We start from the raw sequence: 15,170 nt of genomic DNA, 5'->3' as shown, positions 1-15,170 counted from the left end.
CAATAAAAAAGGGGTGATTACTCGCCCCTTTTTAATCCGAATTTCTCGATTTTACTATATAAATGGCTTCGCTGTATGTCAATATCATCAGCTGTTTTGGATACGTTCCAGCCATTTTTCTCCAGCTTGAATTTGATATACTCACGCTCGGCATAATCCTTATACTCCTGGAAATTTTTGAACTGGTCGAAGTCCGTTTGCGGAGCTGCTGTGGCGGTAGCGCCGGCAGTAACCGTTATCGGGGCCGATGGGTTGGCAAATATCTTCACGTCATTATCGGTGATAATCTTGTCGCTCAAAATTATCAAGCGCTCAATCATGTTGCGCAGCTCACGGATGTTACCAGACCATGGCAGGCTTTTCAGCGCGTCCAGGGCAGCATCACTTATCTTTTTGGTAGGCATGCCATACTCGTTGCAAATTTCTTCCAAAAAGCTTTGGGTAAGCAATGGGATATCTTCGCGGCGGTCGGCCAGCGGCGGTACGTGAATCAAAATAACGCTCAGGCGGTGGTACAAGTCCATCCGGAAGTTACCGTCCTCAATTTCTTTCAGCAGATCTTTGTTAGTTGCCGCTACTACGCGTACATCTACCTCAATTTCTTTTTCACCACCCACACGGGTAATGCGGCTCTCTTGCAAAGCACGTAATACTTTAGCTTGTGCAGAGTGGCTCATGTCGCCAATCTCATCCAAAAACAGGGTGCCGCCATTAGCTTGTTCAAACTTGCCAATACGCTGTTTTACTGCTGATGTAAAGGAGCCTTTTTCGTGACCGAACAATTCACTTTCAATCAATTCAGAAGGGATGGCCGCACAGTTTACCTCAATAATAGGGGCATTTGAACGGTTTGATTTTTCATGCAACCAGCGGGCAACCAGCTCTTTACCGCTACCATTTGCGCCGGTTACCAGCACACGGGCATCAGTAGGAGCCACCCGATCAATAGTTTCCTTGATCTTTAAAATACCCTGCGAGTTACCCAGTATCGGGCGAACTTTCGATACTTTACGTTTTAATACTTTAGCCTCGGTTACCAAGCTGCCACGATCCAGCGCGTTGCGAACGGTAATCAGCAGGCGGTTCAGATCAGGTGGTTTTGATATAAAATCAAATGCACCTTTTTTGCTGGCCTCAACGGCGGTTTCAACCGTACCGTGGCCGGATATCATGATAAACGGAAGATCGGGTTTGATGGCTAAACCTTCGGTCAGTACTTCCATACCGTCCATCCGGTTCATTTTGATGTCGCATAGTACCAAGTCGTAATCGGTTTTACCGATCATCTGTAACCCGTCTATACCATTGTCAACATCTTCAACTACGTAATCTTCATATTCCAGAATTTCACGCAGCGTGTTGCGGATTGCCCGCTCATCATCAATAATTAAAATTTTTGCCATGTTTTTCGTCAAAAAAGAGGTAGTAATGTTTTTCGCGTGCTAATATAGGTATGTTGTATAGAAAAACAAACACTTAGCCGATTTATTACAAAATAACCCTTTAAGGAATAATCCGAAAAGGGTTAAATACAGCAGCAAATCTGTAAGCCGGGTTCTGTGCTGCCTTGCGGCAGTTTCTATCATTAATCTTGGGCAGCCGTTGCCGGCTACCTCCAGCAACCTACCCATCCTGACCGTGCGGCCGAAGCCACACACAGAAGCGAGCAACTTCTTAATTCAGGACCTATTTGGTCTTTCAACTCCTGAGGTTTACCGCAGGCATAGTCGCCTATACCAGCCGTGAGCTCTTACCTCACGTTTTCACCCTTACCACGCACAAGGCATGGCGGTATATTCTCTGTGGCACTTGCTGTCACCCGCTGTATAAGAGGCGCCTTCCCGTTAGGAAGCAGGATGCTCTATGTTGCCCGGACTTTCCTCCGCCCGAATAATCGGGCAGCGATAGAACGTTTTGCAATTACAAAGGTAATGAAAATAGCCGGATTGCGGGTGGGTTTACCTGTATTATCAGCTAATGACTTCGGTAAGTTCTATTGTCAGTGTGTTTAAGTTCACTTGTTCGCCTTGGTCTTCTGTACTATTGAGCACATCCTTCTCCTCATTGTCGGCAGGGTATGTACGGTAGCCAAAGTCCTGCAAGGCTGCCAATTGTGAAGACTGAGCACAGGGTGTAGTATGATTGATCTGGTTATATTTTCCTTTAAAATGTTTGAAGTATGGCATGGCGATACGTGTTCGTTAATCTGTTGTAAAGGTCCATTCAGCTAAGGGTTTTTCGAGTGATCATTGTCAGGAAAGTAAATGACTTGCGGCATTAGGGTTTATTTTTATCCAACAAACTTATCGTCGATTACGGACGCGCCTATTGCTTAATTAAGTGTGTATTGGCCTAAATGTGATATTAATCACTTTTGAGGCAAACCGGCATCATTCCGCACGGGTGTGATAATGCTCACTTTTGGTACATAGTTAATTTACCCATATGGCTATTGATACCATTACCCAATCTACTTGTTACCACTGCGGTAACGATTGTACCGAGGGGCATTACGAGTTTGATCAGAAAAGCTTTTGCTGCGTAGGCTGCCGCGGTGTCTACCAGGTGCTGTCACAAAGCGGCTTGTGCAATTATTATACTTACAACGATCATCCGGGCGCTAACCGGGCTCGCATTGATAAGCGTTTCGAGTATTTGGACGAACCCAAGATCGTCAATGATCTGATTGATTATACCGACGATAAGATAACCGTAGTTACCTTATATATACCTTATATACATTGCAGCTCCTGCATCTGGCTTTTAGAGCAGCTTAACCGTATTAACCCTGCCATCTACTACAGCCGTATTGATTTTTTGAAAAAGCAAATCAACGTACGTTTCAGCAATGATGGTATGAACTTGCGTCAACTTGTGGAGTTGCTGTTTGATATTGGTTATGAGCCATTGATCAGCTTGCAGGATGTGGTTAAAAAGCAGGTTACCGGTCAAAAAGATAACCTGGTGCGTAAAATTGCTGTTGCTGGTTTTTGCTTTGGCAACGTAATGCTCATCAGCTTTCCAGAATATTTGGGGTTGTCGGAATACGAGCAAACTTTTCGTCAGTTTTTTGGATGGCTAAATATCCTTTTCTCGTTGCCGGTTGTTTTTTCTGGAGGTACCGAGTATTTCGTGTCGGCCTGGAACAACCTGCGCAATAAGGTGCTTAATATTGATTTTCCCCTGGCTTTAGGTATTGCGGTGTTATTCATTCGCACACTGGCCGAAATACTGTTACATACCGGCCCTGGCTTTGCCGACACACTTTGCGGCTTGGTGTTCTTCTTATTAGTGGGCAAATTCGTTCAGCGCAAAACCTACTATCATATCTCGTTTGAGCGGGATTATCGCTCATTCTTCCCGGTGGCCGTGCAGGTGATGGAAGAAGGAAAAGAAAGGCCGTTGCCATTATCAGAACTAAAAGTTGGGCAGCGTATCCGCATCCGCCACAACGAAATTATTCCGGCTGATGCCATTTTATTGCAAGGTGAGGCACTGATTGATTTTAGCTTTGTTACCGGCGAATCGGTACCGGTAAGCAAAACGCTGGGCGAGGTAGTTTATGCCGGTGGCCGCCAAACCGGCGAGGCCCTTGAGCTGGAAGTCATCAAACCGGTATCACAAAGTTACCTTACCCAATTGTGGAACAACGAAGCCTTTACCCGCCAGCAGGATAACCGCATGCGCACGTTCAGCGAAACGGTAAGTAAATACTTTAGTATTGTATTATTGCTCGTAGCATTCGGTTCTTTGTTTTTCTGGATATCTACTGATCTGGCCCGTGGCCTGTCAGCCTTTACGGCCGTATTGATTGTGGCCTGCCCATGTGCACTGGCGCTGAGCACGCCATTCACCATGTCGGCTGCGTTGAGCATATTCGACCGTAATTTCTTTTATCTGAAAAATACTGCGGTGGTAGAGCAATTAGCCCGCATCAATACAATTGTATTAGATAAAACCGGAACCATTACCACAGGTGGCGGCATCAATGCTATCGCCAAGCATGCCGAATTTACAGACTTAGAAAAGCAGATCATTTACAGCCTTTGCAGCAATTCTAGCCACCCGCTTAGTCGTCAAATTTGCCAGGTAATGGGCGAGCAGCCAAGATTAAACATTAGCTCTTATCAGGAAATACCCGGTAAAGGTATATCTGCCTGGGTAAACGGCCATCAGGTTAAAATCGGCAGCGCTTCTTTTATGCACAAAGGCGTGGATGTTAATGCAGGTACCGAGGTTCACATCATGATTGATGATAATTACTGCGGCGCCTTCATCTTCAAACAAAGTTTCCGCAACGGCTTGAAAGAAATATTTGGCCTTAAACCGCAATACAAGTTTTACCTGCTCTCCGGCGATCAAGATCATGAGCGCAAGGCAATGGCTGAATTTTTTGGCGAAGATGGTTACATGCACTTTAAAAAGTCGCCACAGGAAAAGCTCGACTTCGTTAAATCACTCCAACTGGCTGATCGTAAAGTGATGATGATAGGGGATGGTCTCAATGATTCGGGAGCCTTAAAGCAAAGCGACCTGGGTGTGGCTATTACCGACGATGTCAATAACTTTTCACCAGGCAGCGATGCCATACTCGACGGTAAGTCACTTTGTAAGCTGCCGGCGTTTTTCCGGTTCTCTAAAGATACGGTCAACATCATCCACATCTCGTTCCTGATATCGCTTACCTATAATCTGATTGGGTTAAGTTATGCGGTAACCGGCAACCTGTCGCCATTGTTCGCGGCTATTTTGATGCCGCTCAGTACCGCCACAATTATATCATTTACCAGTATTGCTACACATGTAGCCGCTAAAAAAAGAAAGTTATTATGAGTATTATTTATTTCCTGATCGGGTGCAGTATTATACTGGCGCTCGTTTTTCTGGGCGCGTTTTTCTGGGCGCAGCGCCACGGCCAGCACGATGACCTGTACACGCCGTCTGTGCGCATACTGTTAGACGATCAACCCGCCGAAGAAACCAAAAAGTGACGAAAGTCAGCTTTTAGGCAAACGGTCATCATTCTGTCAGCAAGGTAGCGGGGCTACTTTTGCTATATCTAAAAAGAAATAACCAACTGATTAATTTATGCAACCCGAAAAATTTTACTACGATAACAAAATTGTGCGCAACTTCGGGATAGCCACCATCGTCTGGGGAATAATAGGCATGACGGTGGGACTATTGGTTGCCATTCAGCTGTACAAGCCCGGTGCCAACCTGGGCAACCAGTACACCACCTTTGGCCGCATCAGGCCGCTGCACACCAATGCTGTGATTTTCGCCTTTGTGGGCAATGCCATCTTTATGGGCGTTTACTACTCGTTACAGCGCTTGCTTAAAGCCCGTATGTTTAGCGATGCGCTTAGCAAAATCCACTTCTGGGGCTGGCAGCTTATTATCCTATCGGCTGTAATTACCTTGCCCTTAGGCTTCACTACCTCACACGAATATGCCGAGTTGGAATGGCCGATTGATATTGCCATTACCTTAATCTGGGTAGTGTTTGGTGTGAATATGTTCGGTACTATCTTCAAACGTCGCGAGCGTCACTTATATGTGGCTATCTGGTTTTACATTGCTACGTTTGTTACCATTGCGGTACTGCACATAGTAAACTCTTTCGAGTTGCCTATCTCAGGCTTAAAAAGCTACTACCTGTTTGCCGGTGTGCAAGATGCACTGGTACAGTGGTGGTATGGCCACAATGCGGTTGCGTTCTTTTTAACTACGCCATACCTGGGTATGATGTATTACTTTCTACCTAAAATGGCCAACCGCCCGGTGTATTCTTACAAATTAAGTATCCTGCACTTTTGGGCGCTGATCTTTATTTACATCTGGGCTGGCCCACACCACTTGTTGTATACTACTTTGCCAAGCTGGGCACAGTCATTAGGTGTGGTATTCTCTATTATGCTTATCGCACCAAGCTGGGGCGGTATGATCAATGGTTTGCTTACCCTGCGCGGTGCCTGGGATAAAGTGCGTGATGATGTAGTGCTTAAATTTATGGTGGTTGGTTTAACCGCCTACGGTATGGCCACTTTTGAAGGCCCGATGTTGTCACTAAAACAAGTGAACGCTATTGGCCACTTTACCGACTGGATTGTTGCACACGTACACGTTGGCGCCTTGGGCTGGAATGGTTTCTTAACGTTTGCCATTCTGTACTGGTTGATACCCCGCATATACAAAACTAACCTGTATTCTAAAAAAATGGCCGCTTTCCACTTTTGGATCGGTACGCTGGGTATCCTGTTCTATGCTATCCCGATGTACTGGGCTGGTTTTACCCAGGGTTTGATGCTGAAAGAGTTTACAGCCGAAGGTATGCTGAAATATCCAAGCTTTTTGGAAACCACCATACGTATCATTCCAATGCACGTAATGCGTTCAGTTGGTGGTGGCTTGTATTTGGTAGGTGCTATTGTAATGGCTTACAACCTGGCTAAAACCATGATACAAGGTAGCCTGGTAAGCAATGAGGCTGCTGAAGCTTTACCGCTGGAGCCAGTTTATGTAAAACAAAGTACCGACGTATGGCATAAAGTGATTGAGCGTAAACCTATCCGCCTGATGGTGTTTGCCTTACTCGTAATCTTGATCGGTACTTTTGTAGAGCTGATGCCTACGTTTACCATCTCATCAAACGTGCCAACTATTGCCAGCGTAAAACCTTATACACCGCTTGAACTACAAGGTCGCGATATTTACATCCGCGAAGGTTGCATGGGCTGTCACTCTCAAACCGTGCGTCCGTTCCGTTCCGAAACCGAGCGTTACGGCGAGTACAGTAAAGCCGGTGAGTTTGTGTACGATCACCCATTCCTGTGGGGCTCAAAACGTACCGGTCCAGACCTGCAACGCGAAGGTGGTAAATATGGTAACGTCTGGCACTATAACCACATGATGGATCCGAGGCTGATGTCTCCGGGCAGTATTATGCCAAACTATGACTGGCTGATTTCACAGGAACTGGATACCACCACCACGGCTGCCAAGATTGATGCTATGCGCAAACTGGGTGTACCATATCCGACAGGATACGGGCAAAAAGCTAATGGCGATCTGAATAAACAGGCACAAGGCATTGCCGATAACCTGGCTAAAGACCATATTAAAGTAAAACCTAATAAAGAGATTGTTGCCATTATTGCTTACCTGCAACGTTTGGGAACCGACATCAAAGCCAATAAAACAGCTAATAACAACCAATAATTATGTTTAAGCAGTTTACAGAAAACATATCAGGTAACCAGGTTTACCTGATCACCTCACTGGCCATATTCTTACTATTCTTTATCGTAGTAACTATTATGCTTATCCGCTCGCGCAAGGAGTATAATGACTACATGAGCGATATGCCTTTGCAAGATAGTTTTGTTAAACCCGATAGTACCTTATCCTGATGAATCTGAAAAAAATAACCCTGTTGTGCCTGGCTGTAGCAATGCTGCAGCCGGCATTGGCAGCCGATGATAGCCTGATACCCGATGATATTAAAAACTACATCGGTTACGGTGCCATAATGGTGATGCTGCTATTACTGATTGTAGCTATGCTGGTATTGCTGAAAGCATTCCGGGTGCTTACCAAAGCCCTGCTTACTCCAGAGCAATATGCCGAACTGCAAGCCGAGGAGAAAGCTGCCAAAGTGAAAAAGCCAAAAGCCGAAGTAATTAACAAGCTGCTTTCACTTAAACCATTATCGGAAGAAAAATCAATATTGATTGAGCACGAATACGATGGTATTCAGGAACTGGACAACCCAACTCCGGCGTGGTTTATGGGCTTGTTTTATGTGAGCATTGTATTTGCTGTAGCTTACTTTTTAGGTTATCACGTGTTTGGCATCGGTCAGCTGCAGGATCAGGAGTATGTGACCGAGATGAAGATCGCAGCCAAAGAAAAAGAAGCTTATCTGGCAAAAGCGGCTAACCGGGTTGACGAAAGTACCGTAACCTTGTCAACCGATCCTGCTGCATTGGCTTCTGGCCAGGCGGTATTCAAAGCAAGCTGTATGCCTTGCCACGGCGATAAGGCGCAAGGGGTGGTAGGCCCTAACCTCACTGATGATTTCTGGCTGCACGGCGGCAAAATAAACGATGTGTTTAAAACCATTAAATACGGTGTAACTGCCAAAGGTATGCCTACCTGGGAAAAGCAGTTAACACCTAAGCAAATAGCCGATGTATCCAGCTACATCAAGTCATTGCACGGAACCAACCCGCCGGGTGCAAAAGAACCACAAGGTGAAAAAGAAGTAGATGATGCCGCTGCAAGTGCGGCAGCGAAAACAGCAATGGTGGTTAAGCCATAAGTTAACCAATGTTTATAAGTAAGTAGTGAATTGAGTTATGATGTTATCTGAAGCGAACAAGTTGGATATTGAAGAAGGGACCGGAAAGCGTAAATGGATGTATCCGCTTGTTCGTAAAGGTAAGCTGTACAGGTACCGTACCTGGCTCAGCTACCTTTACCTCATCCTGTTTTTTGCTGGCCCTTATCTGCGTATAAACGGCAATCCCATTTTCTTATTCAATGTTATAGAGCGTCGCTTTGTGGTGATGGGGCAGGTGTTTTGGCCGCAGGATTTTTTTTTGTTTGTGCTTGGTATGCTGGCTTTTGTGGTGGGTATTGTGTTGTTTACCATTGCTTTTGGCCGTATTTTTTGCGGGTGGATGTGTCCGCAAACCATATTTATGGAAATGGTTTTCCGCAAAATCGAGATATGGATTGAAGGTGATGCCAAGCAGCGTAAAAAGCTCGATGCCGGCCCGTGGACGAATGAAAAGATTGCGAAAAAAACAGGCAAACATGTGGCTTTCATCATCTTGTCATTCATTATTGCAAACACCTTCTTAGCTTATATCATAGGTAGCGAAAGCTTATTCAAGATTATTACCGAACCGGTAACACAGCACATATCAGGCTTTATCAGTATTTGGATATTTACCCTGATTTTTTATTTAGTATACAGTCAGGTACGTGAAATTGTATGCACGGTGATATGCCCTTATGGCCGCCTGCAAGGTGTACTTACCGACAAGCACACGCTCATGGTTGCCTACAATTACCTTCGCGGTGAACCTCGTGGCAAGCGGTCAAAAAAAGAAACCGATACACCTAAAGGCGATTGTGTAGACTGTGGCTTGTGTGTGGATGTATGCCCAACCGGCATTGATATCCGTAAAGGGCCCCAGCTGGAATGTATCAACTGCACAGCCTGCATTGATGCCTGCAACCAGGTAATGGAAAAAATAAACCGTGAGATTAACCTCATTGGCTTTTATTCTGAAGATACGATAGAGAAAAAGACCAAACCGGCATTTACCGCCCGTATGGCCGGTTACACCAGCGTAATGGTAATTTTATTCGGTGTGCTTACCTACTTCGTTTATCAACGCAGTGATATTGATTTGACCGTGCTGCGGTCGGCAGGGCTGCTGTATCAGGAACAGCCGGGAGGTTATATCAGCAACATTTACAATGCCGATCTGATTAATAAAACAAACCAGGCACAGCATATTCAATTAGTGGCCGACGATCCTTCTATCAAAATCAAATTTATACAAACGCCGGGTACATTGGCCAAAGAAGAGTCGGCTAAGATAACCTTCTTCCTGATGGTTCCGGCCAGTCACATTCACAGTGCAAAAACCGACATAAAATTAAATGTGGTACAGGGCAACAAAGTACTAGGCAGTACCAGCACCACTTTTATCGGACCGATTAACTAAGATTAAACATATGAACTGGGGAAAATCACTTGTTGCTGGTATGGCTACTTTTATGCTGTTCATTATTGGAATGGGCGTGTATATGTTTAGTCGCCCTACAGACGATTATGATAAACAATACTATGAAAAGGGCCTGTCTTTCGATCAGGACTACGCGCGCGAGAAGCAGGTAGTGAGTGATAAAGCACAACCGCTGATCACCTTTGCCAGCGGCGAGATGATCGTTAAATTTACTGAGCCCGCCGATGGCGTACTGAAGTTCAGACGATCAGCTGACCGTAGCATGGACAAAAGCTTCAGCATCGCAACCGATGCCGAAAATGCAATGCGCATACCGCTTTCACAACTTTCATCAGGGCAGTGGCAGCTACACTTTGAGTGGGCAAGTCGCCAAAAAGAGTATTTGTACGAACAGGAAGTTTACTTGCAATGAGCAATAACGAAATAGCTTTTTTTATTGGGTTGTTTGGTAGCATTCACTGCGTTGGCATGTGCGGCCCGTTGGCTTTTGCAGTGCCGGTTGCCGGCGGTGGTAAATGGATGCTGGTGTGGGACAAGCTGGTATATAACTTTGGCCGTACCATAAGCTATACCTTGTTAGGGTTGCTAACCGGCTTAATTGGTAAGCAGTTATGGCTGTCGGGTTTGCAACAGTGGGTAAGTATACTAAGTGGGGTGTTCATTCTTTTGGCGGCAGCTACCCGTATATTTAAGTTATCCGTTACCAAAGGTCAGCTGGCTGCCAAACTGCTGGCACCGTTTAATCGTTTGCTGGGATATGCTTTAACCCGCCATGCAGGGCATTTGGCAATAGGTATGCTCAATGGGTTTTTACCCTGTGGCTTTGTTTATCTGGCCTTGATAGGCGCGGTAAACACCAGTACGGTTTTAGGTTCAGCACAATATATGTTTTGGTTTGGCGTAGGTACTTTACCATTAATGCTGGCAGCTACCATTAGCTCGGGTTTTGCAGGACCTGTTATGCGGCGCAAATTCAATAACATAGTGCCTTACTTTATGATATGCCTGGGCCTTTGGTTTGTACTAAGAGGGCTCAGTCTGGATATTCCGTACCTGAGCCCTTCACAAAATATGGTAAACGGCGTTTGTAAATAAACGCCGTTTTTATTTTACTGCTTGTACATTACGTTATAGTATTCATCAGCCATCCGGCCCGACTCAAACGCAGGTACCACTTCCTGAGCTGCTGTTTTCAAAATCTGCAGCCATTGCGCCTGGTTGCTGTAGTAAATGGGCAATATGGTGTTTTCTAATTTGTCCATCAGGTTAATATTCTCTTGCCGGTCTTTATCATTTTGTGATAGATTGTCATCAGCCGGTTGTATCACAAAGCCATTTTCTTGGTCACGTAAAAATTCAGGTATCCAGCCATCGGGCAGCGACAGGTTGATGCTGCCGTTTATAGCCGCCGTCATGCCGCTGGTGCCCGATGCTTCGCGGTACATGCGCGGGTTGTTTAGCCAAACATCCGATCCTTTTTTGAGCAATGCAGATAAGCCCAGTTCATAGCCTGTGAGCACCGCACAGTTAGCAAACGGCTTGGCCTTGCTAATGATCTGGTTAAATAGCCCTATGGCGCCAAAATCTTCGGGGTAAGGTTTACCGGCCCATATTACCTGTACTGGCTTTTCGGTATTGGCCAGTAATTTTAAAAAGCGTTCCCAATCGTACATCATCAAATCGGCACGTTTGTAACCTGCAAATCGGCGCGCCCACACAATGGTCAGTACATTTTCGTCAAACAGCTTACCGGTTTGGTCGGCCACAAGTTTAAACAAGTCCCGCTTCATTTCTTTTTTGCGACGAATAATGGTAGCGTCATCGCCGGTGGCAATGGCTTCGTCTAATACGGTATCTTTCCAGTACCGTTTATTTTGGGCATTGGTGATGGAAGTTATTTCGCAAACTCCGGCGTTGCTACTCCACATATCACGGGCAACTTCGCCATGTAATTTGGATACGCCGTTGGCCTTGCGGGCAAATTTGAGTGCGCCCAGGGTGTAGTTAAAGTTGTCGCCATCCATACCCAGTAGCGATTTTACCTCATGCTCCTGCAGGTGGTGGAAGAAAGACATCTCTTTCAGTAAGCTGTAACGATGTTCTTCGTTGCCGGCCATTTCGGGCGTATGCGTAGTAAATACAACCCGTTTCTTTATCTCGTCGAGGTTTTTGAATTTGGAATGCAGGTAAAAGTTAAGCGATACCGAATGCCCTTCATTCATGTGGTAAACTTCGGGTGTTAAACCTATTTGGTCTAACAATATGGCGCCGCCGGTACCCAGTATAATGCTTTGCGCAATGCGGGTAGCCTCGTTAGGATCGTAAAGGCGGTGAGTAATGGTGCGCGATATAAAATCGTTTTCCGGGATATCGGTGCTCAGCAAAAATAACGGTGCCGAACCAAAGGTGTCGGGTTTAAGCAGGTAGGCTTTTACATGCACTGGTGCATCATGCACTGGTACGGTAAATACAATGCCGGTATCCTGTAAAAAAGCGTAGTCTTTTTCGATGAAAGTTGGCTTCATCAGCGCGTTGGCTTCACGAGCCTGGTCATAATAGCCATATTTCCATAGTATGCCAACGCCAATTAAATTCTGCTTTAGTTCATAAGCACTGCGCAGGTGCGAGCCGGCCAAAAATCCTAAACCGCCGCTGTAAATTTTCAGTGCCTGATCAATGGCAAACTCCATCGAAAAATAAGCTACCGGGGTGTTGTACTGTGGGTTGATTTCGTAGCTGAATACTTCTTTTTGTGAGATCATAAGGTAGTGCAATCGTATCTAAAAGGTGAAATTAAAATTGTGCTTAAGATCATTTTTTGACCTGATGCGTATCATGTGCCGCGTTGGCAAATACAGGCATCTTTGTATCATAAGAAACAAACAAAACATTAAACATCATGGCAACTCTAAAAACTATAGCTCCCGCAACATGGACCGTTGAAGATCATGCTGACACCTATAATAATATAAATCTGTGGAACAAGTTTACACAATTTGCAGATAGTCAAAAAAATAACCGCACTTTATGGTTTTTTATCAACCTGCTGGTGCATGGCGTATTCTTTTTACCTGTTCCGGCAGCGTTAATGTATTACTTTGATGCACCGATAGTAGTGCTGGCCATCACCATGGGCTGCTTTTTTACCAACCTGATTGCCAACATGGGTGGCGCAGGTATACGCAGCACACTGCTGTTCTTCTTTGCCAGCATTGCTATACACGTACTGATGGTTTTAATCGCTGTACTCTGATAATTTAAACTTTTGATAAAGAAGCGGTTTAACAAGCCGCTTTTTTTTTGATTATACTTTACATCATTTTTTATGAGCCATACATTTCACATTCCCGTACTGGGCCTTGCTTTTTCAGTTGATACACCTTTGAAAGTAGCACGGTATGGAATTGCCTCCACCGTATCTATTGTTGACGACGAATTGCTGGAACGCATGCGTAAGTACCATGCCGAAAAGCAAGGTTTAGAATTTGTTCCGATTTACAAAGGTGCGCCAGATAGCCGCGCTCGTCGTATTACAGCCTACCTGAATTTGCTGAATGATTTGGTTGATGAGCAGGTTGAACAACTTAAACGTATGCCGTTTGATCAGCAAACCGATCTGGACAGGTATTTCGATTTGCTGCCGCCATCATCAACCTTAAGGCAAGGTTACGAACTGATGCAGGAATATCCAGACGAGGCGGGTAAGCAAATTTTTCAGGAACTGCTACGCCAGCATCTGCAGAAAGGAGCTATCGATGTAAATATCATGTCCAAAGTGGACAAAATGAACTTTGATGAGGAAGGGCAATACACCGGCGATGAAAATACGGATGCGCTTGCTGCGTTACGGGGCTTTGCGCTAAGCAAGTTAAACTCTTCTATTATCCTTTCAGCCGGAATGAATCCGAAGTTGTACAGTTATCTGGAAAAGTTTCCCGACTTTTTCCCTAATGCAAACGGCAATCTCCGTAAAAAGGTGGTTTTGAAGGTTAGCGATTACCGGTCGGCATTAATCCAGGCAAAGTTTTTGGCGAAGAAAGGTTTGTGGGTGTCTGAGTTCCGTATCGAGTCGGGCCTGAATTGTGGCGGGCATGCATTTGCCACGGACGGCTTGTTGCTGGGCCCGATACTGGAAGAGTTTAAGCAAAAGCGCCAGGATATGGTACAGGAGCTGTTTAAAATGTACAGTGCAGCGTTAACCGACAAAGGTATAGCATGCACAGCTACACCGCCACAACGCATCAGTGTGCAGGGCGGCATCGGAACCGCGCCAGAAGATCGCTTTTTACTGGAGCATTATGAGCTTGACGCAACCGGCTGGGGGAGCCCGTTTTTGCTGGTGCCCGAAACTACCAATGTGGACGAAGGTACGCTTCAGCATTTAGCTGCCGCTACCGAAGATGATTATTATGTAAGTGCTGCGTCGCCTTTAGGTGTATTGTTCAACAATTTTAAAAGCAGTACCATTCAAGATCAGCGCCTGCAGCGAATTGAAAAGGGGAGGCCAGGCAGCCCTTGTACCAAAAAGTATTTGTGCACCAACACGGAGTTTACCGAGCAGCCCATATGCACTGCGTCCCGTGAGTACCAGAATCATAAAATTAAACAGCTGGACGCATTAGCGTTGCCTGCCGAAGAGTATAAGGAGCAGTTTGCAACCATAACCGAGAAGATCTGTTTGTGCGAGGGCCTGTGCGCATCGGCCTATATTAAAAACGATATGCTTAAGCCGCGTGAAAGTGCTGCCGTAGCTGTTTGTCCCGGCCCGAATCTGGCCTACTTTACCAGAACTTATTCGCTTGAGGAAATGGTTAAACACATTTACGGGCAGGTAAATTTACTGGAAGGCGTACAGCGCCCGAATCTGTTTATTAATGAGCTAAACCTGTATATTGACTATCTGCGTAAAGATATCAGCAACCACCTGAAAGGATGGAGCGATAAAAAGGAAAAGTATTTGGTGAAGTTCAGAGCACAGCTACAGGATGGTATCAATTACTACAAAGGCCTGTTGCCGCAGATACATAATCAAACCCAAGACTATTTAAACAAGATGTACAAGGAGCTTATTGTGGCCGAAACTCACTTAGAGGCCCTGGCCAGCGGTTTAATACCAGCCTGATGGTAAGTAACACCAAACAAAAAGAGTCGGAAGATTAATCTTCCGACTCTTTTTATTTAGGCACCGGCTGCTGTCCGTCTAATGACTACTTATTTAACTTGTTTTATTGTAATTGTTTGTTATTTTAATGGTTGATAAACAATAAGATACCGTAGTGATTTATAATCATCCCATCACCCTAAACAGCTCTCAGGTTTCATTCCCAAAGCACTGATAGCAGATTTATTCAAAACATAAAAATGGCCGGAATCTCTTCCGGCCATTTGCGGTTCAGGAACCGCTTT

At 45.3% G+C, this 15,170-nt stretch carries 13 protein-coding genes and 1 other RNA gene; 10 read left to right on the top strand and 4 right to left on the bottom strand.

Annotated features, from left to right (window positions below; all coding sequences use genetic code 11):
* Positions 1-17: 17 nt before the first annotated feature.
* From KHS38_RS02865 to KHS38_RS02855, 3 genes are all read right to left on the bottom strand, one after another.
* Positions 18-1,403, bottom strand: a complete 1,386-nt coding sequence (locus tag KHS38_RS02865) for a sigma-54-dependent transcriptional regulator (protein ID WP_213486868.1) — start codon at positions 1,401-1,403, stop codon at positions 18-20.
* A 127-nt stretch (positions 1,404-1,530) separates the two neighbouring features.
* Positions 1,531-1,921: RNase P RNA component class A (rnpB, locus tag KHS38_RS02860), an RNA gene on the bottom strand.
* Between the two features lie 49 nt (positions 1,922-1,970).
* Positions 1,971-2,186, bottom strand: coding sequence for a hypothetical protein (locus KHS38_RS02855; protein WP_213486866.1), 216 nt, complete (start codon positions 2,184-2,186; stop codon positions 1,971-1,973).
* 259 nt (positions 2,187-2,445) lie between these two features.
* Here KHS38_RS02855 and KHS38_RS02850 point away from each other — a divergent pair, with 259 nt between their 5' ends.
* The 8 genes from KHS38_RS02850 to KHS38_RS02815 all read left to right on the top strand — a co-directional run bounded on the left by KHS38_RS02850 (position 2,446) and on the right by KHS38_RS02815 (position 10,859).
* Positions 2,446-4,833 carry a heavy metal translocating P-type ATPase gene (locus KHS38_RS02850; protein ID WP_213486864.1) on the top strand — a complete coding sequence of 796 codons (2,388 nt, stop codon included), beginning with the start codon at positions 2,446-2,448 and terminating at the stop codon, positions 4,831-4,833.
* On the top strand, positions 4,830-4,991 hold the full coding sequence (gene ccoS, locus KHS38_RS02845) for a cbb3-type cytochrome oxidase assembly protein CcoS (protein ID WP_213486862.1): 162 nt from the start codon (positions 4,830-4,832) through the stop codon (positions 4,989-4,991). The genes KHS38_RS02850 and ccoS overlap by 4 nt, the downstream gene beginning before the upstream one ends.
* A 97-nt stretch (positions 4,992-5,088) precedes the next feature.
* A complete protein-coding gene (gene ccoN / locus KHS38_RS02840) occupies positions 5,089-7,221 on the top strand; it encodes a cytochrome-c oxidase, cbb3-type subunit I (RefSeq protein WP_213486859.1) in 2,133 nt (710 codons plus the stop codon).
* 2 nt (positions 7,222-7,223) lie between these two features.
* On the top strand, positions 7,224-7,412 hold the full coding sequence (locus tag KHS38_RS02835) for a hypothetical protein (RefSeq protein WP_213486857.1): 189 nt from the start codon (positions 7,224-7,226) through the stop codon (positions 7,410-7,412).
* A complete protein-coding gene (locus tag KHS38_RS02830) occupies positions 7,412-8,323 on the top strand; it encodes a cbb3-type cytochrome c oxidase N-terminal domain-containing protein (protein WP_213486856.1) in 912 nt (303 codons plus the stop codon). The genes KHS38_RS02835 and KHS38_RS02830 overlap by 1 nt, the downstream gene beginning before the upstream one ends.
* Before the next feature lie 37 nt (positions 8,324-8,360).
* Positions 8,361-9,743: a cytochrome c oxidase accessory protein CcoG gene (ccoG, locus tag KHS38_RS02825; protein ID WP_213486854.1), complete on the top strand. Its 1,383-nt coding sequence runs from the start codon at positions 8,361-8,363 to the stop codon at positions 9,741-9,743.
* Between the two features lie 10 nt (positions 9,744-9,753).
* Complete coding sequence (locus tag KHS38_RS02820) at positions 9,754-10,176, top strand: FixH family protein (protein ID WP_213486852.1); 423 nt, start codon at positions 9,754-9,756, stop codon at positions 10,174-10,176.
* On the top strand, positions 10,173-10,859 hold the full coding sequence (locus KHS38_RS02815; RefSeq protein ID WP_213486850.1) for a sulfite exporter TauE/SafE family protein: 687 nt from the start codon (positions 10,173-10,175) through the stop codon (positions 10,857-10,859). The genes KHS38_RS02820 and KHS38_RS02815 overlap by 4 nt, the downstream gene beginning before the upstream one ends.
* 14 nt (positions 10,860-10,873) lie before the next feature.
* Here KHS38_RS02815 and glgP read toward each other — a convergent pair whose 3' ends face one another.
* Positions 10,874-12,526 carry an alpha-glucan family phosphorylase gene (gene glgP, locus KHS38_RS02810; RefSeq protein ID WP_213486843.1) on the bottom strand — a complete coding sequence of 551 codons (1,653 nt, stop codon included), beginning with the start codon at positions 12,524-12,526 and terminating at the stop codon, positions 10,874-10,876.
* A 137-nt stretch (positions 12,527-12,663) separates the two neighbouring features.
* On the opposite strand from glgP, the gene KHS38_RS02805 reads away from it, so the two are divergent.
* Positions 12,664-13,017 (top strand): hypothetical protein, encoded by a 354-nt coding sequence (locus KHS38_RS02805; protein WP_213486840.1) that lies wholly within the window; start codon positions 12,664-12,666, stop codon positions 13,015-13,017.
* Between the two features lie 72 nt (positions 13,018-13,089).
* The gene (locus KHS38_RS02800) at positions 13,090-14,886 is read left to right on the top strand and encodes a hypothetical protein (RefSeq protein WP_213486839.1); all 1,797 of its coding nucleotides are present in this window, start codon (positions 13,090-13,092) and stop codon (positions 14,884-14,886) included.
* Positions 14,887-15,170: the final 284 nt, after the last annotated feature.

This window comes from Mucilaginibacter sp. Bleaf8, from assembly GCF_018390515.1.
Classification (GTDB): Bacteria; Bacteroidota; Bacteroidia; order Sphingobacteriales; family Sphingobacteriaceae; genus Mucilaginibacter.
The sequence above is the reverse complement of the archived record's forward strand: the minus strand, read 5'-3'. Positions and strand labels throughout refer to the sequence as shown.

Bases quoted from the DNA above. Each gene is read 5' to 3' on its own strand.
- KHS38_RS02820 (WP_213486852.1), top strand. From the start codon at position 9,754: ATGAACTGGGGAAAATCACTTGTTGCTGGTATGGCTACTTTTATGCTG.
- ccoS (WP_213486862.1), top strand. From the start codon at position 4,830: ATGAGTATTATTTATTTCCTGATCGGGTGCAGTATTATACTGGCGCTC.
- ccoN (WP_213486859.1), top strand. From the start codon at position 5,089: ATGCAACCCGAAAAATTTTACTACGATAACAAAATTGTGCGCAACTTC.
- KHS38_RS02865 (WP_213486868.1), bottom strand. From the start codon at position 1,403: ATGGCAAAAATTTTAATTATTGATGATGAGCGGGCAATCCGCAACACG.
- ccoG (WP_213486854.1), top strand. From the start codon at position 8,361: ATGATGTTATCTGAAGCGAACAAGTTGGATATTGAAGAAGGGACCGGA.
- glgP (WP_213486843.1), bottom strand. From the start codon at position 12,526: ATGATCTCACAAAAAGAAGTATTCAGCTACGAAATCAACCCACAGTAC.
- KHS38_RS02850 (WP_213486864.1), top strand. From the start codon at position 2,446: ATGGCTATTGATACCATTACCCAATCTACTTGTTACCACTGCGGTAAC.
- KHS38_RS02800 (WP_213486839.1), top strand. From the start codon at position 13,090: ATGAGCCATACATTTCACATTCCCGTACTGGGCCTTGCTTTTTCAGTT.
- KHS38_RS02815 (WP_213486850.1), top strand. From the start codon at position 10,173: ATGAGCAATAACGAAATAGCTTTTTTTATTGGGTTGTTTGGTAGCATT.
- KHS38_RS02855 (WP_213486866.1), bottom strand. From the start codon at position 2,186: ATGCCATACTTCAAACATTTTAAAGGAAAATATAACCAGATCAATCAT.
- KHS38_RS02805 (WP_213486840.1), top strand. From the start codon at position 12,664: ATGGCAACTCTAAAAACTATAGCTCCCGCAACATGGACCGTTGAAGAT.
- KHS38_RS02835 (WP_213486857.1), top strand. From the start codon at position 7,224: ATGTTTAAGCAGTTTACAGAAAACATATCAGGTAACCAGGTTTACCTG.
- KHS38_RS02830 (WP_213486856.1), top strand. From the start codon at position 7,412: ATGAATCTGAAAAAAATAACCCTGTTGTGCCTGGCTGTAGCAATGCTG.